This is a genomic window from Agromyces selenitireducens (assembly GCF_052748465.2).
In genome coordinates this window covers 877,517-901,891 of the sequence record NZ_CM188259.1, presented here as the reverse complement: position 1 = coordinate 901,891, position 24,375 = coordinate 877,517, and the positions used below count along the sequence as shown (strand labels likewise).

20 protein-coding genes are annotated in these 24,375 nt (G+C 68.2%); 8 read left to right on the top strand and 12 right to left on the bottom strand.

Going from position 1 to position 24,375, the window contains the following annotated elements; genetic code table 11:
* The first annotated feature begins 28 nt into the window (after positions 1–28).
* From ACULK4_RS04250 to ACULK4_RS04235, 4 genes are all read left to right on the top strand, one after another.
* Positions 29–1,480 (top strand): APC family permease, encoded by a 1,452-nt coding sequence (locus ACULK4_RS04250; protein WP_445965896.1) that lies wholly within the window; start codon positions 29–31, stop codon positions 1,478–1,480.
* A 41-nt stretch (positions 1,481–1,521) separates the two neighbouring features.
* A complete protein-coding gene (locus ACULK4_RS04245; RefSeq protein WP_445965897.1) occupies positions 1,522–2,334 on the top strand; it encodes a MoaF C-terminal domain-containing protein in 813 nt (270 codons plus the stop codon).
* A 37-nt stretch (positions 2,335–2,371) separates the two neighbouring features.
* Positions 2,372–3,787, top strand: coding sequence for an aldehyde dehydrogenase family protein (locus ACULK4_RS04240; RefSeq protein WP_445965898.1), 1,416 nt, complete (start codon positions 2,372–2,374; stop codon positions 3,785–3,787).
* A gap of 99 nt (positions 3,788–3,886) precedes the next feature.
* Positions 3,887–4,537, top strand: coding sequence for a DUF6518 family protein (locus ACULK4_RS04235; protein ID WP_445965899.1), 651 nt, complete (start codon positions 3,887–3,889; stop codon positions 4,535–4,537).
* Positions 4,538–4,732: 195 nt separating this feature from the next.
* On the opposite strand, the gene ACULK4_RS04230 is transcribed toward ACULK4_RS04235, so the two are convergent.
* Positions 4,733–5,203: a MarR family winged helix-turn-helix transcriptional regulator gene (locus ACULK4_RS04230; protein WP_445965900.1), complete on the bottom strand. Its 471-nt coding sequence runs from the start codon at positions 5,201–5,203 to the stop codon at positions 4,733–4,735.
* A gap of 93 nt (positions 5,204–5,296) precedes the next feature.
* Between ACULK4_RS04230 and ACULK4_RS04225 the strand changes: the two genes are divergently transcribed.
* On the top strand, positions 5,297–5,950 hold the full coding sequence (locus ACULK4_RS04225) for an FMN-dependent NADH-azoreductase (RefSeq protein WP_445965901.1): 654 nt from the start codon (positions 5,297–5,299) through the stop codon (positions 5,948–5,950).
* 5 nt (positions 5,951–5,955) lie between these two features.
* On the opposite strand, the gene ACULK4_RS04220 is transcribed toward ACULK4_RS04225, so the two are convergent.
* Both ACULK4_RS04220 and ACULK4_RS04215 read right to left on the bottom strand, forming a co-directional pair.
* On the bottom strand, positions 5,956–6,603 hold the full coding sequence (locus ACULK4_RS04220; protein ID WP_445965902.1) for a GntR family transcriptional regulator: 648 nt from the start codon (positions 6,601–6,603) through the stop codon (positions 5,956–5,958).
* A 138-nt stretch (positions 6,604–6,741) separates the two neighbouring features.
* Positions 6,742–7,407, bottom strand: a complete 666-nt coding sequence (locus ACULK4_RS04215) for a carboxymuconolactone decarboxylase family protein (protein WP_445965903.1) — start codon at positions 7,405–7,407, stop codon at positions 6,742–6,744.
* Positions 7,408–7,666: 259 nt separating this feature from the next.
* Here ACULK4_RS04215 and ACULK4_RS04210 point away from each other — a divergent pair, with 259 nt between their 5' ends.
* Positions 7,667–8,986: a glycosyltransferase gene (locus tag ACULK4_RS04210; protein ID WP_445965904.1), complete on the top strand. Its 1,320-nt coding sequence runs from the start codon at positions 7,667–7,669 to the stop codon at positions 8,984–8,986.
* A 69-nt stretch (positions 8,987–9,055) separates the two neighbouring features.
* Here ACULK4_RS04210 and ACULK4_RS04205 read toward each other — a convergent pair whose 3' ends face one another.
* From ACULK4_RS04205 to ACULK4_RS04195, 3 genes are all read right to left on the bottom strand, one after another.
* Positions 9,056–11,719, bottom strand: coding sequence for an ATP-dependent Clp protease ATP-binding subunit (locus tag ACULK4_RS04205; RefSeq protein ID WP_445965905.1), 2,664 nt, complete (start codon positions 11,717–11,719; stop codon positions 9,056–9,058).
* Between the two features lie 942 nt (positions 11,720–12,661).
* Positions 12,662–13,828 (bottom strand): hypothetical protein, encoded by a 1,167-nt coding sequence (locus ACULK4_RS04200; protein WP_445965906.1) that lies wholly within the window; start codon positions 13,826–13,828, stop codon positions 12,662–12,664.
* A complete protein-coding gene (locus tag ACULK4_RS04195) occupies positions 13,828–14,670 on the bottom strand; it encodes a serine/threonine-protein kinase (protein ID WP_445965907.1) in 843 nt (280 codons plus the stop codon). The genes ACULK4_RS04200 and ACULK4_RS04195 overlap by 1 nt, the downstream gene beginning before the upstream one ends.
* 302 nt (positions 14,671–14,972) lie before the next feature.
* Between ACULK4_RS04195 and ACULK4_RS04190 the strand changes: the two genes are divergently transcribed.
* Both ACULK4_RS04190 and ACULK4_RS04185 read left to right on the top strand, forming a co-directional pair.
* Positions 14,973–15,440, top strand: coding sequence for a hypothetical protein (locus ACULK4_RS04190; protein ID WP_445965908.1), 468 nt, complete (start codon positions 14,973–14,975; stop codon positions 15,438–15,440).
* A complete protein-coding gene (locus ACULK4_RS04185) occupies positions 15,441–15,851 on the top strand; it encodes a DUF6650 family protein (RefSeq protein ID WP_445965909.1) in 411 nt (136 codons plus the stop codon).
* Positions 15,852–16,172: 321 nt separating this feature from the next.
* Here ACULK4_RS04185 and ACULK4_RS04180 read toward each other — a convergent pair whose 3' ends face one another.
* The 6 genes from ACULK4_RS04180 to ACULK4_RS04155 form a co-directional block, all read right to left on the bottom strand.
* Entirely contained in the window at positions 16,173–16,727 is a 555-nt protein-coding gene (locus tag ACULK4_RS04180) for a hypothetical protein (RefSeq protein ID WP_445965910.1), read from the bottom strand.
* Positions 16,724–17,998 (bottom strand): reverse transcriptase domain-containing protein, encoded by a 1,275-nt coding sequence (locus ACULK4_RS04175; protein ID WP_501043395.1) that lies wholly within the window; start codon positions 17,996–17,998, stop codon positions 16,724–16,726. Before ACULK4_RS04175 ends, ACULK4_RS04180 begins: the two co-directional genes overlap by 4 nt.
* 588 nt (positions 17,999–18,586) lie before the next feature.
* Positions 18,587–19,678: an ABC-F family ATP-binding cassette domain-containing protein gene (locus ACULK4_RS04170; protein ID WP_445965912.1), complete on the bottom strand. Its 1,092-nt coding sequence runs from the start codon at positions 19,676–19,678 to the stop codon at positions 18,587–18,589.
* A gap of 105 nt (positions 19,679–19,783) precedes the next feature.
* Complete coding sequence (locus ACULK4_RS04165) at positions 19,784–20,626, bottom strand: alpha/beta hydrolase (RefSeq protein ID WP_445965913.1); 843 nt, start codon at positions 20,624–20,626, stop codon at positions 19,784–19,786.
* Positions 20,627–20,672: 46 nt separating this feature from the next.
* Positions 20,673–21,497, bottom strand: a complete 825-nt coding sequence (locus tag ACULK4_RS04160) for an alpha/beta fold hydrolase (RefSeq protein ID WP_445965914.1) — start codon at positions 21,495–21,497, stop codon at positions 20,673–20,675.
* A 109-nt stretch (positions 21,498–21,606) separates the two neighbouring features.
* Positions 21,607–24,357, bottom strand: coding sequence for a helix-turn-helix transcriptional regulator (locus ACULK4_RS04155; RefSeq protein WP_445965915.1), 2,751 nt, complete (start codon positions 24,355–24,357; stop codon positions 21,607–21,609).
* Positions 24,358–24,375 lie beyond the last annotated feature (18 nt).

The following is a 24,375-nucleotide window of genomic DNA, read 5'->3' as shown; positions in this document are numbered from 1 at the left end:
TACCGCTCGAAGTCCAAAGGAGGACCTCATGAGCACCACCACCACCCGTCCCGAGCCGGTCGCGAGGGACGTCTCGCACGGCACCAGCCTGAAGCCGAACAGCCTCGGCTTCGTCGGCATCGCGTTCTTCGTCATCGCTGCCGCAGCGCCCATGGCCGCGTTCGTCGGCGCGGGCCCCGTCCTGTTCTCGATCATGGGACCCGGCGTTCCGCTGGTCTACATCATGGTCGCGGTCGTCATCGCGCTCTTCGCCGTCGGCTACCTCCGCATGAGTCGACACATCGTCCACGCGGGCGGCTTCGTCGCCTACATCGCGCGCGGACTGGGCCGGCACGCCGCGACCGGCGCCGCGGGCATCGTCATCGTGACCTACGTCGCGCTGCAGGTGGGGTTCTGGGCGCAGTTCGGCGTGTTCGCCCAGCAGTTGGCTGCCGGATGGCTCGGCATCGACCTTCCGGTCTGGGTCTGGGCCCTCGCCTTCATCGCGCTCACGACTGCGCTCGCCATGCGCGGGGTCGACCTCAACCTCAAGGTCCTCGGGATCCTCCTGGTGCTCGAGATCGCGGTCGTCGCGATCCTCGTGGTCGGCATCGTCGTCGGCGCCGCCGGCAATCCGCCGTCGCTCGAGAGCTTCAGCCCGTCCGCGCTGGCGAACCCGGGCTTCGGCGTGGCGGTCCTCTTCGTCTTCGCCTGCTTCACCACGTTCGAGGCCACGACGGTCTTCAGCGAGGAGGCGCGCGACCCGCGCCGCACCATTCCGTTGGCGCTCTACGCGGTGGTGCTCTTCGTCGCGATCTTCTACACGGTCGCCACCTGGGCGGTCAGCTTCGCCGTCGGGCCGGACATGGTCCAGCAGGCGGCCACCGACGACCTGGCCGGCATCATCTTCGGCCTCGCGGCGACGTACGTCGGTCCGTGGCTCGACGTCACCATGCAGGTGCTCGTCGTCTCGAGCTTCATCGCGATGCTCATCGGCATGCAGAACATGTTCGCGCGATACGGGTTCGCCCTCGCCCGGGCGGGCGTTCTGCCGAAGCCGCTCGCACGGGTGGGCCGGCGCTCGCAGGCTCCTGCCACCGCCGCCCTCGCGAACGGCATCGTCGTCGCGGTGATCGTGACCGGCTTCCTGCTCGCCGGGGCCGATGCGATCGAGGTCGTCTACGCGTGGTTCGTCGCCCTCGGCACCGTCGGGTTCATCGTCATGATGGCGCTGGCCTCCCTGGCGATCGTCGTGTTCTTCCTCCGCGAGAAGGTCGAACGCGGCTTCTGGACGACGAAGGTCGCTCCCGCCGTGTCGTTCGTGCTCGTCGCCGGCGTCCTCGTCATCGCGCTCCAGAACTACGACGCGATGCTCTTCAGCGAGGGTGCGACCGCCAAGCTCCTGCTCTGGCTCATCCCGATCGGGTTCGCGCTCGGCGCGCTCCTGCCCACCGTCAAGAAGGACATCGACTACGAGACGGTCACGTCGGCCGTCGCCTGACCACGACACGCCCCGTGTCATCCACTTCGAAAGGACTCATCATGACCGACACCCAGACGACCAGCCGCACCTACCAGGGCTACGTGCCCGTCGAGGAATGGCCCGACGTCACCGCCATGGTCGACGGCTTCGGCGAGCCGAGCCTTCCCGCGACCGACCACCTGGAGGGTTCCGCCTTCGACATCGTCTTCGACAACGGATGGACGATCGCGCACCGCTTCGACGACGGCGCGGTCACCTGGACCATCACCGAGGGCGACGGCACCGGCATGACCGGCACCCACCCCTACCGCGCCGTCGAGGCTCGCCCCGGCCTCTACTTCGTCGATTTCATCAAGGGCGAGGGCGTGCACGCGAGCGACGTCTCCATGGTGATCGACCGGAACGACGGACGCGTGACCGTGGCCGACTCGACCTTCGTCGATCGCGACGGCGCGGTGCGCATGCACACCGAGCTGATCACCGGCCGCGTGGCCGGCACCGGCGCCATCGAACCGCTGCGCCGGTCCGACGAGCTCGTCGGCAAGCGGATCTTCTACCGCTACAGCCCGACGGAGGCGTACGAGCACGTCTACCTCAACGGCGGCACGTTCATGTGGCACTGCGTCCGCGGCGCCGAGCGGGGATTGGCCGACGTCGACCCGGCGACCGTCTACGAGATCGGCGACGGCATCGTGATGCTGCACTGGAGCGAGACCGTCATGCCGGTCGAGTCCATCGTGCTCATCGACCTCGTGAACGAGCGCTCCATCGGGCGGATGTTCTGCTGGGACGGCCCCACGCTCGCCCCGGTGCACCTGCCCTTCGACAGCCGCTTCACGGTCCTCAACGAGACCGCCTACCCCACCGACTGATCCCATCGACCCGCACGACTGTTCCACGGAGGAAACGATGTCCACCACGCAACCCACCACGATGCTCGAGGCGGTCTCCGCCGACGAGGCCACTGGGCGTCCGATTCCGGATGCCGCGACGCGGGAGACCATCGGCTACGCACCGATCCACACCGTCGACGACCTCGACGCCGCGATCGCCACCGCCCGTTCCGTCCAGCCGGGCTGGGCCGCGCTCGGACACGCCGATCGCAGCCGCATCCTGAACGCCATCGCCGACGAGATCGAGGCGAACGCCGAGGAGCTGGCGGTGCTGTTGTCACGTGAGCAGGGCAAGCCGCTCGACGGGCCGAATGCGCGCTTCGAGGTCGGCGCCTGCGCCGCATGGATCCGCAACGCGGCGGACACCCCGGTCGAGCCCGAGGTCGTGTTCGAGGACGGCAGCGCCCGCGCCGAGCTGCACTTCGAGCCCCTCGGGGTGGTCGGCGCGATCGGCCCGTGGAACTGGCCGATGATGATCTCGGTATGGCAGATCGCGCCGTCGCTCCGCATGGGCAACACGGTCGTCGTGAAGCCGAGCGAGTACACGCCGCTGTCGGTGCTCGCGCTCGTCGAGGTCTTCAACCGCTACCTTCCGCCGGGGGTCCTCACCGTGATCTCCGGCGACCGCGAGGTCGGCGCCGCGATCGCCGCCCACCCCGGTCTCGACAAGATCATGTTCACCGGATCGACCGCGACCGGCAGGAGGATCGTCGAATCGTCGGCGCACAACCTGGCCCGGCTCACGCTCGAGCTCGGCGGCAACGACGCCGGCATCGTCCTTCCCGGCACGGATGTCGCGGCCATCGCCGACAACCTGTTCTGGGGCTGCTTCATCAACAGCGGCCAGACGTGCGCGTCGCTGAAGCGGCTCTACGTTCACGAGTCGGTGTACGACGACGTCGTCGACACGCTCGCCGGGATGGCGCGCAGCATGCCGATGGGCCGCGGCCTCGACGCGGGCAACGTGCTCGGCCCGCTCCAGAACGAGAAGCAGTTCGACATCGTCCGCCGCCTCGTCGACGACGCGCGCGGCCGCGGGGCACGCGTCGTCGCGGGCGGCGAGCCCGCACCTGAACTCGGTCCGCTGTTCTACCGCGCCACCGTGGTCGCCGACATCGAGGACGGCGCGCCGCTCGTCGACGAGGAGCAGTTCGGTCCCGTCATCCCGGTGGTGAAGTACTCGGATATCGAGGACGCCATCGCGCGGGCCAACGCCTCGGAGCAGGGCCTCGGCGCCTCCGTGTGGTCGAGCGACCCGGATGAGGCGGTCGCGGTGGCGCGGCGGATCCAGGCCGGCACGGTCTGGATCAACCAGCACGGCGCACTGAACCCGAACATCCCGTTCGGCGGCACCAAGGCCTCCGGCTACGGTCACGAGTTCGGCATCCACGGTCTCAAGGCGGTGTCGGCGCCGAAGGTGATCTCGCGCTGACTGGCCATGCCGGTACTTCGGCACTCCCGCGCTCCACCTCGAGGATGACTTCGCGGCGATCGGGGTGTGCAGTGCGGTGAGCGCGGCGAGGATGGCACGGTGACCGACTCGACCCTCGAACTCGCGCCCCGATTCCGTGTGACCCTCGCCCCGGCGGCGGCCCGCGTCCTCCTCGTCGGGGTGGTGGCAGTCGCGCTGGGCGGGGCCACGTCGCTCGGCCAGACGTTCCTGCCCGAGGAGGCCGCGTCGCTCGCCAACTCGGTGACGGGATGGACGCTTCCGACCGTCGCGCTGGTCTTCGTCACGGCGCGGTCGTCCACCGAGGCGGCGGTGGCCGGTGCGGTGTCGTTCGTCGCGCTCACCGTGGGCTATGCCGTGGTGTCGACGCTGCGCGGCTTCCCGTTCGACCCCACCACGTGGGCGGTCATCGGCCTGCTCGCCGGTCCCGTGATCGGCGCGGCGACCATCGCGCTGCGGCGATCCCGTATGCACGCGGCCGTCGGCGGCGGACTGCTCGCCGGCGTGCTGATCGGCGAGGGCGTCTACGGGCTGACGGCGATCGCGGCGACGACCGGTCCGGTGTTCTGGTGGGCGGCGATCACGGTCGGTGTCGGGCTCCTCGTCGCCGTGGCGGCGCTCCGGGTCCGTGACCTCCGCTCGAGACTGGTGCTGGTGTCGGTCGCCGGGCTGACCGCATCGCTCTTCGTGGTCGCCTACCTGGCGCTTCCCAGCGTGTTCGGCCTGCTCTGATCCTCGTCGGACACTCCGAAGGCCGGGCTTCCTTGGCTGGAGGGCCCGGGGGCCTTCCCGGAGCGGCCTCGAGACGCGTCGCCTGCGGCGGCGGCGCCCCTCGATTCGCAGTTGCGCGGCGAGATCCACCGCGGCATACGTCGCCGAGCGCGCCGGTGACGACGCAGTCGGCGCTCGCGCACGAGCGTTCGGCCGTCAGTGACGCGACGGCGACCGACGCTCGCGGATCGGCGCCTCCGGGTCGACTGCGGCGAGCGCCGTCTCGAGCGCCTCGACGAGCCTCCTCAGCTCGTCGGAACCGACGGGGGCGAACTCGCGGTCGATGGCCGGAAGGTACGCCTTCGCCCCGGCGAGGAAGCGGCGGCGCCCGTCAGGGGTGAGCACGGCGAAGGCCGAGCGGCCGTCGTCGGGATTCACCTCGCGGGCGACCAGACCGGCCGCGACGAGGTCGTCGACGAGGCGACTCACCCGGGTGCGACTGAGCACGACGCGTTCGGCGAGCTGACCCATCGTGAGCCGGCCGCCGGCGTCGTTCAGTTCGAGCAGCACGTCGTACCAGCTGAGCGGCAATCCGCCGTCGCCCGCCACGGCGCGCTCGAGTCGCGGCAGCACTGCGGCGTGCAGCCGCAGCAGGGACTCCCAGGCTCGTTCCGCGTCACTCGGCATGCATCGACCCTATCACTTGCGTGCGTGCGCACACATATGGAAGACTCCCCCTGTTCATATATGTGCGTCTGCACACACTTGAAAGGACTGAGCATGACCACGCTCCTGCACATCTCCGCGTCCCCTCGCGGCGACGACTCGCATTCGCTCGCACTCGCCCGCACCTTCACCGACGCGTTCGCAGAGGCCGCGCCCGCAGCATCCGTCGACCACTGGGATCTCTGGGACGGATCGCTGCCCGCATTCGGCCCCGACGCCGCCCGCGCGAAGATGCGGGTGTTCGCCGGTGAGGCCCCGCAGGGCGCCGAGGAGCTCGCCTGGCACCGCGCCCGCCTCGCGTTCGAGCGCTTCGCCGCCGCCGACCTCTACCTGTTCAGCCTGCCGATGTGGAACTCGGGCGTGCCCTACATCGCGAAGCAGTTCATCGATGTCGTCAGCCAGCCGGGTTGGGTGTTCGGCTTCGATGTCGAACTCGGCTACACGGGCCTGCTCGAGGGCAAGCGCGCAGCCGTGGTCTACACGAGCGCGGTCTACGGCGACGAGCGTCCGCCGGCGTTCGGAAGCGACTTCCAGCAGCCGTTCTTCGACGGCTGGCTGCGCTGGGCGGGTGTGCACGAGATCGACTCGATCGAGTTCCGGCCGAACCTCGCCGTCGGCGACCCCGAGCCCGCCCGCCTCGCCGCCCACGCCGAGGCGCGCCGGCTGGGCGCCGAGTTCGCGCTCGACGCGCGGGCTGCGGCGGCCTGAGCGGCTCAGCCCTCCGGTTGGAGTCGGTGCCAGGTGTCGAAGGCGACCGCCGCAGCGCCCTCTGCGTCGCCCGCCGCGCAGAGCCGGATCAGTTCGTCATGCCGGTCCGCCGAGTCGCGGCCACCCTGCGACGAGAACTGCAGGCGTTCGGCGCGGCGCACGACCGGCGTGAACTGATCGAGCACTGCGGCGAGCGAGCGATTGCCGGACACGGTGACCGGCACTCCGTGCAGGTCGTCGTCGGCGCGCAGGGCCGCATCGACGTCGTGGGCCTCCAACGCGGCTCGGAACCGGGTGTTGGCCTCGCGCATCGCCTCGAGGTCGTCGTCGTCGAGTTCCGGCACCGCCTCGCGAACGGCCAGCTCGTGCATGGCCGCGACGACGTCGCGCGCCTCGCGCACCTTGCGCAGGTCGAGCGTGCTCACCCGGGTCGATCGGCCCGGCGTCGCGACGACGAGCCCGCCCTCGGCGAGCCGGAGGAGCGCCTCCCGCACCGGTGTGCGACTGACGCCCAGCCACGTGGCGAGTTCGCCGTCCTTCAGGAGCTCCCCCGGCTCGAACGTGCCGTCGACGATCGCGTCGCGCAGGCGACGGTAGACCCCGTCGCGCAGGAGGATGCGATCGGCCGGCGCTTCAGAGGCAGGAATGGGCATGCAATATATTGCCCCATTTCCCGACGCCCACGTCAAGTTGCCGACGTCGTCGTCTGCTCCGCGCACCGCACCGCCGCCTGGCAGGACAGGAGCGCAGCTGGTTCAGGCTGCGGTGGGTGACGAACGGGTCGTCGTCGCTCATGATGCCGAGCCCACAGCGGATGCCGCGGCATCCGTCGTCGAGGTCGTCGCTCGCTGCTCGAGCGGCGGCAGCCGGCACGCGTCCGCGAACCCGTCCGAGTGGATGCCGAGCGCCACGTTCATGCGCGCGCTCAGGTTCATGAACGCGACCTTGGCCGTGAGCTCGATGAGCGCCGCCGGCCCGAGCGCGTCGAGGAGCCTCGCCGACAGCTCGTCGGTGACCGCCGGCGGGGTCTGGCTCATCGCCTCGGCGTACGCCATGACGTCGCGCTCGAGCGGCGTGAAGACGGATGCCGCGCGCCAGTTCGGGACGTGCCGCGCCTTCGCCTCGTCGAGCCCGTCGTTGTGGGCCTTGTAGTAGTTGAAGTCGAGGCACCAGCTGCAACCGATGTACGCCGCGGTCGCCATCACGGCGTAGGAGGCGAGGTCGCGGTCGAGTTCGTGCAGAGCCTCGACCTTGCGGCCGATGCCCATCGAGGCGCGCATGAGGGCGGGATGGTGGGCGAGCACGCCCATGGAGTCGGGCACCGAGCCGAGCATGCGTCGGGCGGCGAGCTTCACGGCGGTGCCGAACAGGCCGGTGAGCTCGGTCGGCGGGATGCGGGGCGTGGTCGTGGTCGTCGTCGTGGTCTGCGCGGTCGTCGTCGTGGTCTGCGTGGTCATCGTGTCCTCCTGCGTCGACGGCCGGGTTCGGCTCCCGGTTCGTGCCGTCGACATGGAGACACCGCTCGCGGCAGGGGTGTGACACCGCCGAATCCCGGGGACCCGCGAGGTGTGTCGCAGGAACCCGGGACTCGGAGGTCTGGAGGCGCCGACAATGGAGGTGCACTCTGGGAGGGATCCCAGTGAAGGGAGCGCGCATGCTCGTCGGATGGCGCGGAGCCGAACGGTACAGGCGCGCCGACCCGCAGCCACCCCCGCCATGACCTCGATCCTCATTGCGACCGTACCGTTCCACGGCCACGTGACGCCGCTCCTCACGGTGGCGCGCGGGTTCGTCGCGCGGGGCGACCGGGTACGCTTCCTCACCGGTTCCCGGTTCGCCGAGTCGGTCCGGGCCACCGGTGCCGAGTTCCTGCCGCTCCCTGCCGAGGCCGACTACGACGACCGCATCGACGTGAGTATCCGCTTCCCCGAGCGCGCGTCGCTGCGCGGCTCCGCAGCGCTCGGGTTCGACATCGAGCATGTCTTCACCCGTCCGGCCCCGGCGCAGTACGAGGCGGTGATGGCGACCCATCGGATGGCACCCGTCGACGTGATGCTCACCGACCCGTCGTTCGCCGGCGCCGCGATCGTGGCGGGTCATCCGCGGGCCGAGCGCCCGGCCTTGGTGCTCTGCGGGGTCATGCCGCTTCCGCTCTCCAGCCGCGACACGGCGCCGTTCGGCATGGGCCTGACGCCGATGGCGGGCCCGATCGGCCGCGCTCGCAACGCGGTGCTCGCAGTGCTCGCCCGCCGCGTCTTCCGCGACGCCCAGCGTTCCGCCGACGAGCTGCATCGTCGCGTGCACGGCGTGGGACTCTCGTACTCGCTGTTCGAGTGGCCCGCCCGTGCCGACGCGATCGCCCAGTTCACGGTGCGCGAGTTCGAGTACCCGCGCAGCGATGCGCCCGCGTCGCTGCATTTCATCGGACCGATCGCCGCGACGGGTCCCTCCGCTCCCCTTCCCGCCTGGTGGGGCGACCTGGACGGGTCGACGCCGGTCGTCCATGTCACGCAGGGCACGATGGCGAACAAGGACTGGGGCAAGCTCGTGCTCCCAACGGTCGAGGCGCTCGCCCATGACGACGTCCTCGTCGTGGTCACGACGGGCGGCCGGCCGCTCGACACGCTTCCAGCCCTGCCTGCGAATGCCCGGGCGGCGGAGTATCTGCCCTATGACGAACTGCTTCCGAAGACCGACGTGTACGTCACCAACGCCGGCTACGGCGGCGTGCAGTACGCCCTGCGCCACGGCGTGCCGATCGTCGCGATCGGCGGGCAGGAGGACAAGCCCGAGGTCGCCGCGCGTATCACCTGGTCGGGTGTGGGCCGGCGGATCCGCTCGGTCTCCCCGTCGCCGAGGGCGCTGCGCAGGGCCGTTCGCGCGGTGCTCCGCGATGGCCGGTACCGTCGCGCCGCGGACGCCATGTCCGCCCGGATGGCAGCGTCGCGTGGGTTCGACCACATCGCCGAGATCGTCGACGCCGTGGTGACGGATGCCGCGCCCGGCGGCGGGCCGGCCCGGCCCTCGCGTTCCTGAGGGCCGGGCCGTCGTGGTGGCGGTCTCGAGACGCGCCGCCTACGGCGGTGCTCCTCGATCCGCAGAGGGTTAGGCGGCGATGTCGACCGTCGCGTTGGGCACGGATGCCACGACGAACTCGCCGTCGGCGGCATCCACCCGTACGCCCTCGCCGTCGCCGAGGGCACCGGTGACGAAGAGGTCGGCGATGCGGTCGTCGATCTCGCGCTGGATCAGGCGACGCAGCGGACGGGCACCGTACTCGGGCTCGTAGCCGCGCTCCGCGAGGAGCGCCACCGCGGCATCCGTCACCTCGAAGCCGATCTCGCGAGCGGCCAGCCGCGACGAGGTCGCACCCAGCATCAGGCGCACGATCTCAGCGATCTCGGCAGACGAGAGCTTCTGGAACAGCACGATCTCGTCGATGCGGTTCAGGAACTCGGGCCGCATGGCCTCGCGCACCTTGCCCATCACACGCTGGCGCACGTCATCCATCGACGAGAAGCCGTTGGCCGCAGCATCCGCCGACGCCACGAACCCGAGCGCACCCGACCGCGACGCGAGGAACTCCGAACCGAGGTTCGAGGTCATGATGACCACCGTGTTGCGGAAGTCGACCGTGCGACCCTGACCGTCGGTCAGGCGTCCGTCGTCGAGCACCTGCAGCAGCAGGTTGAACACGTCGGGGTGCGCCTTCTCGATCTCGTCGAACAGCACGATCGAGTACGGGTTGCGCCGCACGCGCTCGGTGAGCTGCCCGGCCTCGTCGTAGCCGACGTATCCGGGAGGGGCGCCGACGAGCCGCGACACCGTGTGCCGCTCGCCGAACTCACTCATGTCGAAGCGGATGATCGCGCCCTCGTCGTCGAACAGCGACGACGCCAGCGCACGCGCCAGCTCGGTCTTGCCGACGCCGGTCGGGCCGAGGAACAGGAACGAGCCCACCGGCCGCTTGGCATCGCCCATGCCGGTGCGGTTGCGACGCACCGAGCGGGCGACGGCGGTGACCGCGTCGTCCTGCCCGATGACCCGGGCGTGCAGTTCGCCCTCGAGGTTCGCGAGGCGCTCGCGCTCGCCCTCGGTGACGCGGTTGACCGGGATGCCGGTGGCCCGCGAGATCACGGCGGCGATCTGCGCCTCGTCGACGACCGTCTGCTGGTCGAGACTCTCGAGACCACTGTGCTGGTTGAGCTCGTCGAAACCAGGCTCCTCGAGGTCTCGAGACGCGCTCCGCGCTCCTCGACCCACACGAGCCGTCGCCTCGTCGAGCCGCTCCTGCACCTTCTCGATCTCGTCGCGGATGCGCGACGCCTCCTCGTAGTGCTCGGCGCGGACGGCCGCGTTCTTGTCGGCCTCCAGGTCGGCGAGGCGCTCGATGAGGGCGGAGACATCCACCTTCACGCCGAGCTTCAGGCGCAGGCGCGCGCCGGCCTGGTCGATGAGGTCGATGGCCTTGTCGGGCAGCACGCGGTCGGTGAGGTACCGCGCGGAGAGCTCGACGGCGGCGCGCAGCGCCTCGTCGGTGTAGGTGACGCCGTGGTGCTCCTCGTACGCGGGGCGCAGGCCCTGCATGATGAGCACGGCGTCCTCGATCGAGGGCTCGCCGACCTTCACCGGCTGGAACCGGCGCTCGAGCGCGGGGTCCTTCTCGATGGTGCGGTACTCCTTGAGCGTGGTCGCGCCCACGAGGTGCAGCTCGCCGCGGGCGAGGCGGGGCTTCAGGATGTTGCCCGCATCCATGCCCTCACCGGCACCGCCGGCGCCGACGACGGAGTGCACCTCGTCGACGAAGACGATGAGCTCGCCCTTGTGCTCGGCGATCTCCTCCATCGTCTTGGTGAGGCGCTCCTCGAAGTCGCCGCGGTAGCGCGTGCCGGCGAGCATGGCGGGCAGGTCGAGCGCGACGACGCGCTTGCCGAGCAGCGCCTCGGGCACGTTCTCCTCGACGATCGCGCGGGCGAGGCCCTCGACGATCGCGGTCTTGCCGACGCCGGCCTCGCCGATCAGCACGGGGTTGTTCTTCGTGCGGCGGCTGAGGATCTCGATGGTCTGCTCGATCTCGTCGGTGCGCCCGATCACGGGGTCGAGCTCGCCGTTCATAGCGCGCTCGGTGAGGTCGATGCTGAACTTGTCGAGCATGGGGGTGGCGGACTCCCCCTCCTCTGCGGGCTGAGGAGGCGCGCCAGCGCCGTCTCGAAGCCCCTCTGTCTGCTCAAGCTGCTCGCCGAGCCCGGCCGCGAGCGCGTCGGCGGTGACGCCGGCCCGCGCGAGGACCTGCCCGGCGGGGGCGTCCTGCCCGAGCACGAGCGCGAAGAACACGTGCTCGGGGTCGATGTACGTCGACCCGCTCGAGCGTGCGACCTGGTACGCGTGGAACAGCGCGCGGCTCGCGCTCGGGGTGATCGTCGCCGCGTTCATCTTCTGCTGGTCGAGCTTGTCGAGACCTGCGGATGCCGCGGGCAGCCGCGCCTCGGTCGCCGTGATGATGCGCTCGGGGCTCGCGCCGACGCGCGTGATCGCCTGCGCGACGGACTCGTCCTCGACGATGACGCGCAGAATGTGCAGCGCGTCGAGCTCGGTCTGCCCGCGCTCGATCGCGAAGCGTCCGGCGCGCTGCAGGATGCTCTGGGTGCGCGAGGTCAGGAACCGGCTGAGGTCGATCGACCGCGCCTGCCTGGCCTGCTCACCCGCGAGGTAGCGGGCGAGGAACTCGTCGAACGAGCTCGCGCCCGCCTCGTTGAAGTTGTCGGGCACCTAGGTCCTCCTGGGGGAACTTGAGTTGGGTACGCTCAACTTCAACGCGGCGAGAGTGCAGGTATTCCCTTGACGAGCGCCGGATGCCCGGGAGCACCCGGTGGCCCGCCGTTGCGCCGACTACGGCATCATGTACTAGTGAACCCTCGGATCCTCTGCGGCGACGGCGTGGGCCCTGCACGCCAGCGGGTGGCCGCAGCGCCTGGCACAAACCGTTTACCCCGCGCAAGCGATGGCCATGCCTGCTGAACAAGTGCGCGAAACATCGGCGTTCTGGTCCCCCCCGGGCCGGCGATTTCTACCTTTGCACGAGCGTGCCCTCGAGTTGCCGCTTCTGGAGCTTGCCGCACGGCTCCCCGGGGCGAGTGAGGGAGTGAACATTGTTCGCGAGTTCCCGGGTCCGACCGGGATTGCTGACATGGTGGCTGTGGTCGCCGGACAAGCTGAGGTCGAAGCGCGGAGGGCTGCAGCGGTCCCGCCTATTCAAGGCTTGACGTTGGCCAACGTGGCCGCCGCAATCGATAGCTCGCGTTCCGCGACCCTGGACACGCTCGAACGCAGGCTTCAGATGTCAAGCCGTCAGGTGCTTTCGTATCTTCGGAGATTGCAGGACTCGGGCGCAGTCGTGGCATCGGGCTCGGTTTACAGAAGGATCCCCGAGTTGAGACCCATCGGAAGGATGTACGCGTTCGAAGCCAAGGTCGCGGATTGGCGACGAGCAATGCGCCAAGCCGTGCGATACAGCACGTGGGCGGATGGCGCCGCGATCGTGCTGCTCAACGCGCCCAAGTCGACCGACGCTTTGGTAGCCTCTGCCCAAGCGCTTAATGTCGGTGTCGCGGTTGGCGAAAGCTGGCTTCTCCGACCTTCGGTCCGCCGCAAAGCGGCACGGTTCTCTGGGCCGAGACTACTGGCGTCCGAGCGTTACATCGCTTCCCTCGCTCACCACAGCCCTTCCGCCTCCGCGTAGTGCTTGAGCGCGCCGTACGGGTCGTCGCGCCACACCCGCTTGTCGTGTGGCTTGACAAAGGATCCAAGTGCGTCAATAAGACGATCGAAGTGCATCCCGGCAGCGTCATACGCGCCGCGTAGAAGCGACACTCGATCAGCGCGGGTGGTTTGATTATTGATCGACAGAAGTACTGTTCGGAGCGACCGCAGGTGATGTTCCCGCTCAGCTTGTTCGCTCGGCGGAAGAGGACCACCGCGAATCACTCGAGCCGATTCTGCATCCCAGCGTTCGATCGCGTCGGCGGTGTCGCGTCGCAGAACCGCTGCAAGCGCGGACTGCGTCACATACGAGGCCGGGATGCGAATGGCATTCTCAGAGTTCTGTATGTAGGTCGTTGGATCGAAAAATCGCATGCCGCGATCCCATCCCGTTCCGAGCGTATCGGCACCCGCGGCAATCGCCGGAAGTCCAGCGAAGTCACTGTGCGTCACAATCACCCGCGAGCGCTCAGCCAACGAGTGGATCGTCCGCAACAAGCCCGAGATTGCCTCGACGTCAGAAAGGTCCGGCTCGTGATTGGCCACGATCTCGTTCGCGAGAGTGATCACCCAAACTGGCGACCCGAGGCTCGCAAGTTGACCCACGTATGCGTCCAACTGGAAGCCTGATCGCCAAAACGAGCGGGTCCCGACAAGCGATTGCCAAGCGCCTTTCGCCAAGCCCGCCGCGAGGTTAGCGGTCTCCAGGGCATCCTGGGCTGAGCGGTCGACTGCGGAAGTGAGCGACAGCGTTGGCGCAAGGAGAGGAACCCGCAGCCGATCCTGATGAGCGAACGTCCGCTCGACGTGCTGAAGCCGCCGCCCGGCGGTGTCGAGTCCAACTCCGTCAGGACCCCATAGCTCCCAGGTCGAGTAGAAGTCAAAACGATTGGATCCAGGAAGCAGACGCGAATGCGTGGATGCATCAAAGATGACCTCGCCGCCTACTGCTCGGACGCTCTCTGCGACGTCGCTGGCACTGGGATTCCTCGGGACCGGTACGCGCGGCGTCGAGAAGGCTGAGATGATCGTGCCGTCAGCGACATGTCGACTGATCGCGTTGACAGCCCATCCGAGATGGCCCGACCGGCGCCCGTCATGAATAAGAATCCCCGCCATTACTGCGTCACCCCGAACACGCGTTCAATCTCGTCTGAAAGCTCCTGGCCATCGAGAAAGCGTCTGGCCGGCTGTCGCTGCAGACAACGATCGATGATCATCGCAAGATCGGGTGCCACAGTCGGATCGATGGTGGAGATGCTCGCTGCCTGTTCACGCGCGAGCCGCTGATCATATGCGTACTGTGTTCCGCCGGGGTCGATTGGCAGCTCTCCGGTGCGCAACCAGAACGCCAAGATACCGAGACAGAACACATCACTCGCCGGCGTGGGGTCCCCGCCCGGGATATGCTCGGGGCTCCGGAAGCCAGGAGTTCCGGGCTGATACACACCTGTGATTACCGTCCGTTCAATATGCCTCGCCAAACCGGGGTCCATGACCTTGTACGCGCCCGCAGACGTGCGCCGAATATTGCCGGGAGATAGGTCACGGTGGACAACAGACAGCGTGTGACATGCTGCTAGACCAGCACTGACCTGGCGCAAGAAGTCGAGGACCTCCGCGTCATCAAGCGGAACCGTGAGCCGAGCGACGTCCTCACCGTCGAGGAACTCCTCAACCCATGCGACGGCCTCGGGACGCTCCCCGATTTCTACGGCCTCCGAGAGCACTCGAACCACGCCCTCGGATTCGACAGCCGATAGGAAGTCAACCTCGCGCCGAGCGCGCTCTAGAGCAACCGGAGCCATTGGGCCTGTGGGTATTCCGACGATCTTCAGCACAACGGGATTACCGGCCAACGTCGCCCTGTACACCCACTTCTGGCCGCCCGTAGCCACGTGCGATGCGTTCTCGACCCCTGTGGCAGCGAATGCAGCTGCTGCGATCTCATGCGGATTCATGCGAGACGCCGCACACATCCCACGCGACGTTCCCCGACGTTGTCATTCAATGCACCTCCACCGATCGTCCCGAGCTTCGAACAATCTAGTGGCTATCACGTCTGGGCACGACGCGTGGCGCATCCGGGTCACACGTCGATGTGCTTGAGGGAAGAGCAGCTCACGACAACCCAGAACGAACTCAGGAATATAAACCTGGCCGAGCAATCCTCAATTGCGTGACGGTCTGGCGCCACGGGTGCTCCGGAAGAGGAGCACGAGAGCACCTCGCCAATCCGTGCTGAGCACGCGAGACTATGGGGGTGTCGCCCGCCCACTGGCTCCTGAAGCTCACCGCACACCCATCCGCGCCAGCCCGAGACTGGCTGGACTACCTGAGTGCCTTCTCCGGACTGATCGGTGCCTTGCTGGCGGCAGGGGCAATCGCCTACGCCGCATGGCAGACAGTGCTTGCCAAGCGCGACCTGGTGCGAGAGCGACGCCTCGAGTTCGAGTTGAATCTGCTCGCCGAAATGCGCACCCAACATTCGATCACCGAGTTCCAGCACCTTGCCGGCTACGTCGGCGCATTGATCACGGACCCAAGCGACGAGTCCGACATACCGATTGTGCGCGCGATCGTTGGGATCAAGTCCGGACCCTTGGGGCGAAGACTGAAGGACGAGAGGCGCGAAGATGCGAAGCGACGTGGCGTCGACGTCCAGAGTGAATGGTCACGAGCCGCAACGGACGAAATCGACCTCGCCATACAACGACGATTGGAGAAGTGAGTGATCGCAGACGAAGAGGCAAACTACATTCAAGCGAATCGGCACATCGCGATTCGACTTACGAAGTTGCTGCAGCGCCGCAGACTACTCCGCGACCGCCTGAATCAAGAAGACTACGAGGAGTGCCGCAGGTCGGCCCATGAATTGCGCAAAATCTTCGAAAACGAGATGCTTGCCGAAAATGGTGCTGGCTTTCTACTGCATGCAATGACTGATCTGCAGAACGCTTGCACGACCTTCGTGAGTGCTGCTGGCAGGAATTCAGAGAATTTCAAACGGGACGATGAGCTATTTCGATATCACCTCGTGGTGCTCAGAGAAGTATTCGCGCAGCGCATGAGTCTAATTGTGGAACGGTTTGATCTTCCGATCTCGACTGAAGTCCAACAGATCATCAGTTTCGCTCCCTAGCCTTGCCCGGGCGAGGGCTAGCCCATGGTCTGTGACCACTCGGCGCGCCGGGGCTCCGTTGCGGCAAGCAGACCGATGGCAGCCCCGGGCGGTTGCGACAGCACTGACGCCGGCAGGTCGTCGGTCGATGTCTTCGAGCAGGGCAACACCGGCGTCACTTAACCCGCGCCCAGACCTGACAAGGTGTCCTCCAACCATCGCAATCCGGAAGGCCGGCCGAAGGATCACGGGCCGTCATTCGAATGCCGAATCGCAACCCCGAGGTCCGGGGACGGCCATCGGGTCGAGATAGGCCGTGCCACCCTGAGGTGATACACGTCCTCAAAGATCTCGAACATCGATGCGACCGGATGCGGTGAGAAGCGCATCAAGCGTGAGTATGTAGTTGCGGCCTATCTGCACTGACGTTGTGACGGTGGTTTCGTCTACGAAGACACGCCGCCCGTTGGTACGACATTTCACGACTTGCTCCATAGATCGAATCTTGGCGAGCGAACGCCAGTCCAAAGTCTGCCGTTCGGTGAGTACACCATTACCGTGCACAAGCGCGTTCCGGAGATCTACCAGCGATAAGAGCCGGTTCCCCTCGGGTGTTGCGCCGATCGCCAAACCAAAACCCTTCGCGAGCCAGTCGTGTCGATGGGGCCAGCTGTCGTGCATTTCCCTTCGGTGTGCCGACACCAGGGCGGCGCCGAAAGCATATTGCGTGGCCGGATCCTGGTCGATCAAGAAGTCTAGGACATGATCGACATAGACTTCGACGATGGTCGTCACATTACTCACAAGCATGGCCGAGGGCGCAACCTCATTTAGCTCAAGCAGCCCGACCAGCCTGCTAAGCGCGCCCTCGGCGGCCTGAGTGGATACTGGAGTCACGAATCCTCCGCGAATACCCAATCAATCGCGATCCGGTTCAGCTTGGAATCGTCGGCAAGTGGCTTTAGACGCTTATCACTTGCGTCCCCGACGTATCGGGCCGCGGCGGCCGCAATCGCGGGCCGGGATACTTCCGATGCACTCATGTAGAGCCTCAGAACTTGATCGTCATCTAGACTGCCACGCGCGGCGCAGAACCATGCAGCCTCAGCGCGTACGACCTCGTGGCGGTCCGCAAGCTGAGCCGTTGCCCAGGCGACAACCTCCTTCTCATCGTCGGTGCCGAGTGAGTCTTCTCCGCTTGCGGTGCTGAGTAGCCAGAGCTTTGCCCATGGGCTCTGCCGTCCCATCGATGTCAAGGCGCGTAGCGCCTCCCAGTTCTTTGCAGCTTCGCCGCGCTGCGCCAAGTAGGCACACACCTGTTGAAGGTCGAGGGGCGTACGGAAGACCACTTGCTCAAGCGAGCTGCTCTCCACTCGGCGTTCATCGTTAGCGAGGTGCCGAAGTGCCGGTCGCACTAGCTTTGATCGGATGGAATCCTTGGGATCTTCCTGGTACGGGTCACCCTCAACCCATTCGTCGATAATGCGCCGGAAGCCTTCGGCTGCCGTCGCTTCGAAGTCGGGTTCCACTGTCTCGAATTCCCAGTCGTCATAACCTACCGAAACGAGATCCGTGAACGTGAGACCTTCGCGCGCCTCAGCGAACTTCTCAAGCATGAAGGAGGCGAGCCGCTTGTTTGCCTCCTTGGCAGTTTCCACGAGCTGGATCTTCGTCTTTTGGGTGGAGAGTACGAAACCATACTCACGAGCGATTTCAGCGGCACGCTCGATAACGGCGTGAGCCTCCACCCAGCTCGGCGCGATCACCTTGAAATCATCGGCGTATCGCGAGACAGGAAGCCCGTACCGCGCGAGATGACGTGCGATCGCGCTCAGGTAGGTTTCCGCAAGAGCATCGCTGCCAGGCAGCAGTTGGGGAATCCCCCTGCCGCGCCGACCGCTCAACTCCTGGAGCAGTTCTGTCAGCAGCGATGCACTCGACGTATCGAGGGTTTGCGAAATCAGCTCCTTTCGCAGCGTGGCGAACTCAATGTATTCGTAGCATGAGGCGATATCGAACTCGACCAAGTACTCATCATCGGAGCGATCCAGTCCAAACGACTGGTGCTCCTTCCAAGGCTCAACGGGCCGCGGGACTGCAACAGCTCCTCCCCGCAATTGGGCCACGAGGGCCTCATAGAGCGTTCTATCGACTGGTGAGAGGAGCATCACCGGGCGCGGTCCAACGCCGCGTCGAGGCATGGAAAGCACCTCTACGGCAGTCTCCCGCCCAGCCTCGAACTCTGCCGCTACGACCCGAGCAAGCGTCCCGGTCTGGTTCGTTAGGCAGCGATAGATCAGCAATGGGGGTAGCCGCTCGAGTGTACGCTCCACTGATGCAGCTGCCGAAGGGGCGAGCGGAAGGGCCGTTATTCGTCGCTGATCAACCTTCACTTCGCCCTCCGATTGGATCTGGGATCATCGCCCACCCTCGTTCCCGCATGGCATAGAACGGGCCAGTTCGAGGATCACCAACGCTACATCCGGCGCTCGGAGCCGCGAGGCGCGCCACGCAGGCGCTGCGGCCCTCACGGCATTGATGGGTAGCGGGGTTCAGGGGCGGAACGCGTGCGCCTACTGCGAGGTCGGCCCCGTTGTCCATTCATGGCGGGAGGTGGGAGCAGAGGCGATTCGACACGCGACGCCGGCATTAGCGCACCCGTACCCGCCGGCCGTGCGGGTTGGCAGCGCGATGTATCTCCCGGCGTGGTCATGAGCCCCCGCAGTATCCGGAACCGGCCTCAACTGGTCCGTCGGTCAGAGCGCCCCGGTCGCCGGCGTCTCCCGCACCCGCGGCCCGCCGTCGAAGACGAAGAGCCGGTCGGCGAGCTTGTCGACGAAGAAGCGGTCGTGCGAGACCACGATGACCGCGCCCGGGAAGTGGGTGAGCGCCCGCTCCATCACCTGGGTGGAGGTGATGTCGAGGTGGTTGGTGGGTTCGTCGAGCACGATCACGGCCGCGCCGGAGAGCAGGCACTGCGCGATCGCGACGCGGGCGCGCTGGCCGCCGGAGAGGGTGCCGATCTTCTGCTGCAGGTCGGCCTCCGAGAACTGCAGCATCGACAGGAACCGGTTCACGCTCTTCTTCGTCGCCGTGAACGCCAGCGAATCCGGGTACGCGTTCACCGCATGGCCGACGCTGTCGTCGAGATCCAGCTCGGCGTAGACCCGGTTGTACGAGACGAACCTGACGCCCTTCGCCCAACGGACGGTCCCGGCATCCGCTTCGGTCTCTCCGGTCAGCACGTCGAGCAGCGTCGACTTGCCCGACCCGTTCGAGCCGAGCACCGCGACCCGGTCGCCGCGCTGCAGGTCGAACGAGAGCCCCTCGAACAGCGGCGTGCCGTTGAAACCCTTCGCCAGGGCCGCCACGGTGAGCAGGTCGTTCGACACCCGCAGGCCGTCGTAGATGCCCGTGATGATCTGGTCGATCGGGCGCGGCGCCTGCCGCTTCTTGATGTCGGCCAGCCGGCGCGCGACCGCGTTCGACGGGTTCCGGGCCGCCTCACGGCGGGCAGCGGATGCCGCCTGCTCGTACGCCAGCAGCTCCTCCTCGTGAGCGAACTGCCGCTCGAGCATCTTCAACCGCGACTGCTTCGCGTGCACGTACGCCGAGTAGTTGCCCTCGTACTCCTGCAGCCGGTAGTTCTCGATCTCGATGATGCGATCGACCACCCCATCGAGGAACTGCCGGTCGTGCGACACGACCAGCAGCGCGCCGGCGAACCCCTGCAGCCAGTTCTCGATCCAGCGCACCCCGGCGAGGTCGAGGAAGTCAGTGGGCTCGTCGAGCAGCAGCACGTCGGGCGCCTGCACCAGGATCAGCGTGCCTGACGAGACGAGGTCCACGGGCCCGACCTCGTCCCAGGCCGAGCGCCAGCCCGAGCGTCGTGCGCGACGACGTCCCCCGGTCGAAGGAGTACTCCAGCCGGGGGACGTCGAACGTCGGATCGATCAGGACGGCAGCGCCGCGACGGGCCGTGCGTTCGCCAGCGCCCACTCGAGCGCGTGGTCGGCGACTTCCTCCCAGCCGGGCTCCGCGCAGATCCAGTGCGACCGGCCCGGGAACTCGACGTACTCCGTCACGGCGGGTGACTTGGCGTAGTGCTTCGCGTTCGACTTGTTCACCGAGGGGGGCATGATGTGGTCCTTCTCACCGCCGATGAACAGCAGCGGCGCTCGATCCTTCGCGTAGTCGACCCAGGTCTCCTGGTGGCCGGGCTTGAAGTTCGCGATGAGGCCGTACGCCCACACCCAGTTCCCCGGCGCCGCGATCGCGTACTTCTCCCACACCGCATCCGACTCCTCGCGTGTGAGCGTGTTGGCGAACGCGTAGTGGAACTCCTCGGGCGTGAACGCGACGGCCTTGTGCCGGTTCGCCGGATTCTTCAGGGCCGGGAAGAGCGACTTGACCTGCGAGGGCGGGCTGACGTGCACTCCCTCCGTGGGCGCCGAGTCGACGACGACGGCCGCCGCCCCGAGGCCGCGGGCGAGCAGCAGCTGCGTGAGCGTGCCGCCGAACGAGTGGCCGATGATGATGGGCGGCTTCGGCAGCGCCTCGATCTGCCGGGCGATGTGGTCCACGGTCTCAGGCACGGTGAGGTTCGCGATGATCTCGGGACGCTCGCGCAGGCCCTCGACCTCGATCTCGAACCCGGGGTACCCGGGCGTGATCACGGTGAAGCCCTTCGCCTCGAAGCGCTCCTTCCAGCCCTCCCAGCTGCGCGGGGTCATCCAGAGGCCGTGCACGAGCACGATGGTGTCGGGGGCGTCGGGGTCGGTGGTCCGGTCGGTCATGAGCGGGGTCCTTTCAGGCGGTGTGACGGATGCCGCGGCATCCGCTTCAGGAATCGATGAAGGCGAGCAGGTCGGCGTGCAGCCGATCCCGCTCGGTGTCGGGCAGGCCGTGGGCGCCGTTCTCGTAGACGAGCAGCCGCGCGCCCTCGACCATGGCGGCGGAGCGCTTGCCGCCGACCTCGAACGGCACGATCTGGTCGTCGTCGCCGTGGATCACGAGGGTGGGCACGTCGACCTTCGCGAGGTCATCGCGGAAGTCGGTCGCCGAGAACGCGGCGATGCACTCGTACGCGGCGCGGTGGCCGCAGGCCATGCTCTGCAGCCAGAACGCGTCGCGCGTGCCGGGCGAGATGTCGTTGTTGCGGTTGTTGCCGAAGAACGGCCCGTCGGCGAGGTCGCGGTACAGCTGCGACCGGTCGGCGGCCTCCCCCGCGCGGATGCCGTCGAACACGTCGATCGGCAGCCCTTCGGGGTTGTCGTCGGTGCGCACCATGAGCGGCGGCACCGCCGAGACGAGCACGAGCTTCGCCACGCGCCCGCTGCCGTGTCGGCCGAGGTAGCGGACGAGCTCGCCGCCGCCGGTCGAGTGGCCCACGAGCGTGAGGTCGGTGAGGTCGAGGTGGTCGATGAGCACGGCGAGGTCGTCGGCGTACGTGTCCATCTCGTTGCCGTCCCAGGTGCGGGTCGACCGGCCGTGGCCGCGCCGGTCGTGGGCGATGGCGCGGTGCCCGTGCTCGGCGAGGAACCGGGCGGCAGCCGCCCACGCGTCGGAGTTGAGCGGCCAGCCGTGGCTCAGGAGCACGGGCGAGCCATCGACGCCCCAGTCGGTGTAGAAGATCTGGGCGCCGTCATCGGTCGTGACGTAGGGCATGCGGTCCTCCTCATGGCGTGAACGGATGCCACGATCGTGCCGCTGCGAGGCGGTTCGCCGAACCACGTGGCGTGCGTAGTCGTGACGGCGGCCGACGGCCGACGTGCGCTCAGCGGTTGCCGAGGCGTTCGGCGAGCTGCTTGCGCGACGTCACGCCGAGCTTCCGGAACACCTTGCGGAGGTGGTAGTCGACGGTGTTGACGCTGATGAAGAGGGTCGCGCCGATCTCGGCGTTCGTCTTGCCCTCTGCAGCCATCCCGGCGATCGTTCCCTCCTGGGGCGTCAGCGCCTCCGCGCCGTCATCGCCCGGGAGGTGGTGCGGCACGTGCTCGCCGGTGGCCTCGAGCTCGCGGCGGGCGCGGGCTGCGAAGGCCGGCGCCCCGACCCGGCTGAAGATCGCGAGTGCGGCCCGCAGCTGCTCGCGTGCCTCGCGGCGACGCTTCATGCGTCGGAGCCACTCGCCGAAGACGAGATGCGCGCGGGCCAGGTCGCTGGGCGCGGTGGCCCGCTCGAGATGGCCGATGGCCTCGAGGTATCGCGCCTCGGCGTCGGCATCGTCGGCGAGGAGCGCATCGGACCGGGCAGCCACGCCGCTCACCCACGGCGTGCCGCTCACCGCCGCGAACCCGGCGAGCCGCTCCGCAGACGGACGGACCTCCTCGACACGGCCGCTGCGCACCCCCGCCTCGATGAAGTCCGGCAACTGCTGGTACGTCACCTGCAGGAAGTCGCGCGCCACCAGCGGCGCGAAGCGCTCGAACGCATCCCGGTAGTGTCCGTCGGCGATCTCGCGGACGCCCAGACCGGTCATCGCGATGGTCCACGCCCCGGCGAAGCCCGTGGCGAGCACCCCCTCGGCGACCTGCTCGACCACCTCGGTCGGGGCGCCCGACCACGCCAGGTGCGAGGCGTTCACCACCTGCTCGGCGTCGTAGCCCATCGCGCGCCGCAGCTCGCGCACCTGCTCGATGTAGCGTCCGGACGTCCCCGGGTCGCCGCGGACCAGTTCGAGCAGTCCGAGCAGCCAGAGGGCGCTGTCGACGACGCGCAGCACGCCGGCATCCCGGGCCCCGCTGAGCATGCGCTCGAGCAGTTCGACGCAGACGCGCTCCTCCCAGAGGGCCATGGTCAGCGCGACGCCGACGGAACCGAGGTCGAGCAGTTGCGCGTCGTCGAAGCCGCGGATCATCGCGACCGCCTCGCGCATGAGCGGCACCGCGACGTCGTACGGCTGCAGCACGTGCGCGGCCAGGGCTCGCAACTGCACCGACATCGGCCCATCGGCCACCTTCGCGCCGTCGGCGAGCCGGCGCCCCAGCTCGGGCAGGCTCACCCCCTCGGCCGCCCACTCCGCCATGAGGACGTAGTCGAACGCGCGCAGCAGCGCCCGCTGCTCGAGTTCCGGCGCGCGACCGTGGAACAGGGTCGCGGCGCGCAGCATGGTCGCCGCGCCCCCGACGACGCCGTCGTGGTCGGCGATGAACAGGGCGAGCATCGCCCGCAACGTGAGCACGCGACCGAGCCCGATCGGGTCCAGGCGGTCGTCGTCGAGCCGCCCCAGCAACTCGACCGCGAGACCGACGGCACCGGCCGATGCGGCGGCCTCGGCGGCGGCGAGGATGCGCAGGTCGCGCTCCGGCCCGTCCGTCGTCAGATCGGCCGCGCGAGTGAGCAGTTGCGCTCGAGACAGCGAGCCGCCGCGTACGCCGGCGGCGTCGGCCATCTGCTTCATGCGGGCCGCCAACCGGTCGTCGGCGCCGATCGCCGCGGTCGCGCTGTGCCAGACGCCGAGGTCGGTGCGCCCGTGCTCGTCAGCGACGGCGGCGAGCGCCTCGTGCGCGCGACGGCGGTCGTCGGCGGGCATGCCGTTGTAGACGGCCGAGCGGATGAGTGGGTGGCGGAAGTCGACCGTTCGCCGGACCGACACGAGCCGAGCGTGCTCGGCCGGGCCCGAGGCATCCGCCGGCAGACCGAGCCGTTCCGCCGCGGCGTCGATCAGCTCTCGATCGCCGGTCGACTCGGCCGCCGCGACGAGCAGCCACCGCTGCGCCTCGTGCGGAATCGCGCCGACCTGACTCAGGTAGTGCGCCTCGAGCCGCTCGCCCACCGGCATGGGCGTTCGGGCGACCGTGGAGTCCGTGAGCTGCTCGGCGGTGAACTCGCGGCCGAGGTCGATGAGCGCGAGCGGGTTGCCGCCGGTCTCCTCGGCGATGCGCGTCGCCAGCAGCGGGTCGACCGCGCCGCGCACCGAACGGCTCAGCAGCTGCACCGCGGCCTGCTGATCGAGCCCGCCGAGGTCCATCGCGGGCACCCCGGCGGTGACGACGCCGACGCGCGGGTCGGGGCGCGAGCTCAAGAGCAGCGCGACCCGCTCCGCCGCCAGGCGCCGTGCGACGAAGGCGAGCACCTCCAGCGACTCCGCGTCGACCAGGTGCGCGTCGTCCACCACCCACGCGATCGGCTCCGCGTCGCCGGCGGCGGCGAGCAGCGACAGCAGGCCAAGCCCGACGAGGAACCGGTCGGGCGGCTCGCCCTCGTCGACTCCGGCGGCGATCCGCAGTGCTGCGGCCTGCCGAGCCGGCACGCGGTCGAGATGCTCGGCGAGCGGGGCGCCGAGGCGCTGCACCGCCGCGTACGGCATCGCCGATTCGGCCTCGTACCCGTCGGACCGCAGCACCCTGATGCCGCGAGCTCCGGCGACCGCGGCGTCCAGCAGCGCGGTCTTGCCGACGCCCGGCTCCCCCACCACCGACAAGGCCGTGCCGACGCCGTTCCGGGCGCTGCTCAGCAGGGCACCGAGGCGGTCGAGCTCGCCGGTGCGTCCGAGGATCGCGGGGGGTGCGGCGTCGATGAGGGTCACCGTACTCCGCCTCGACGG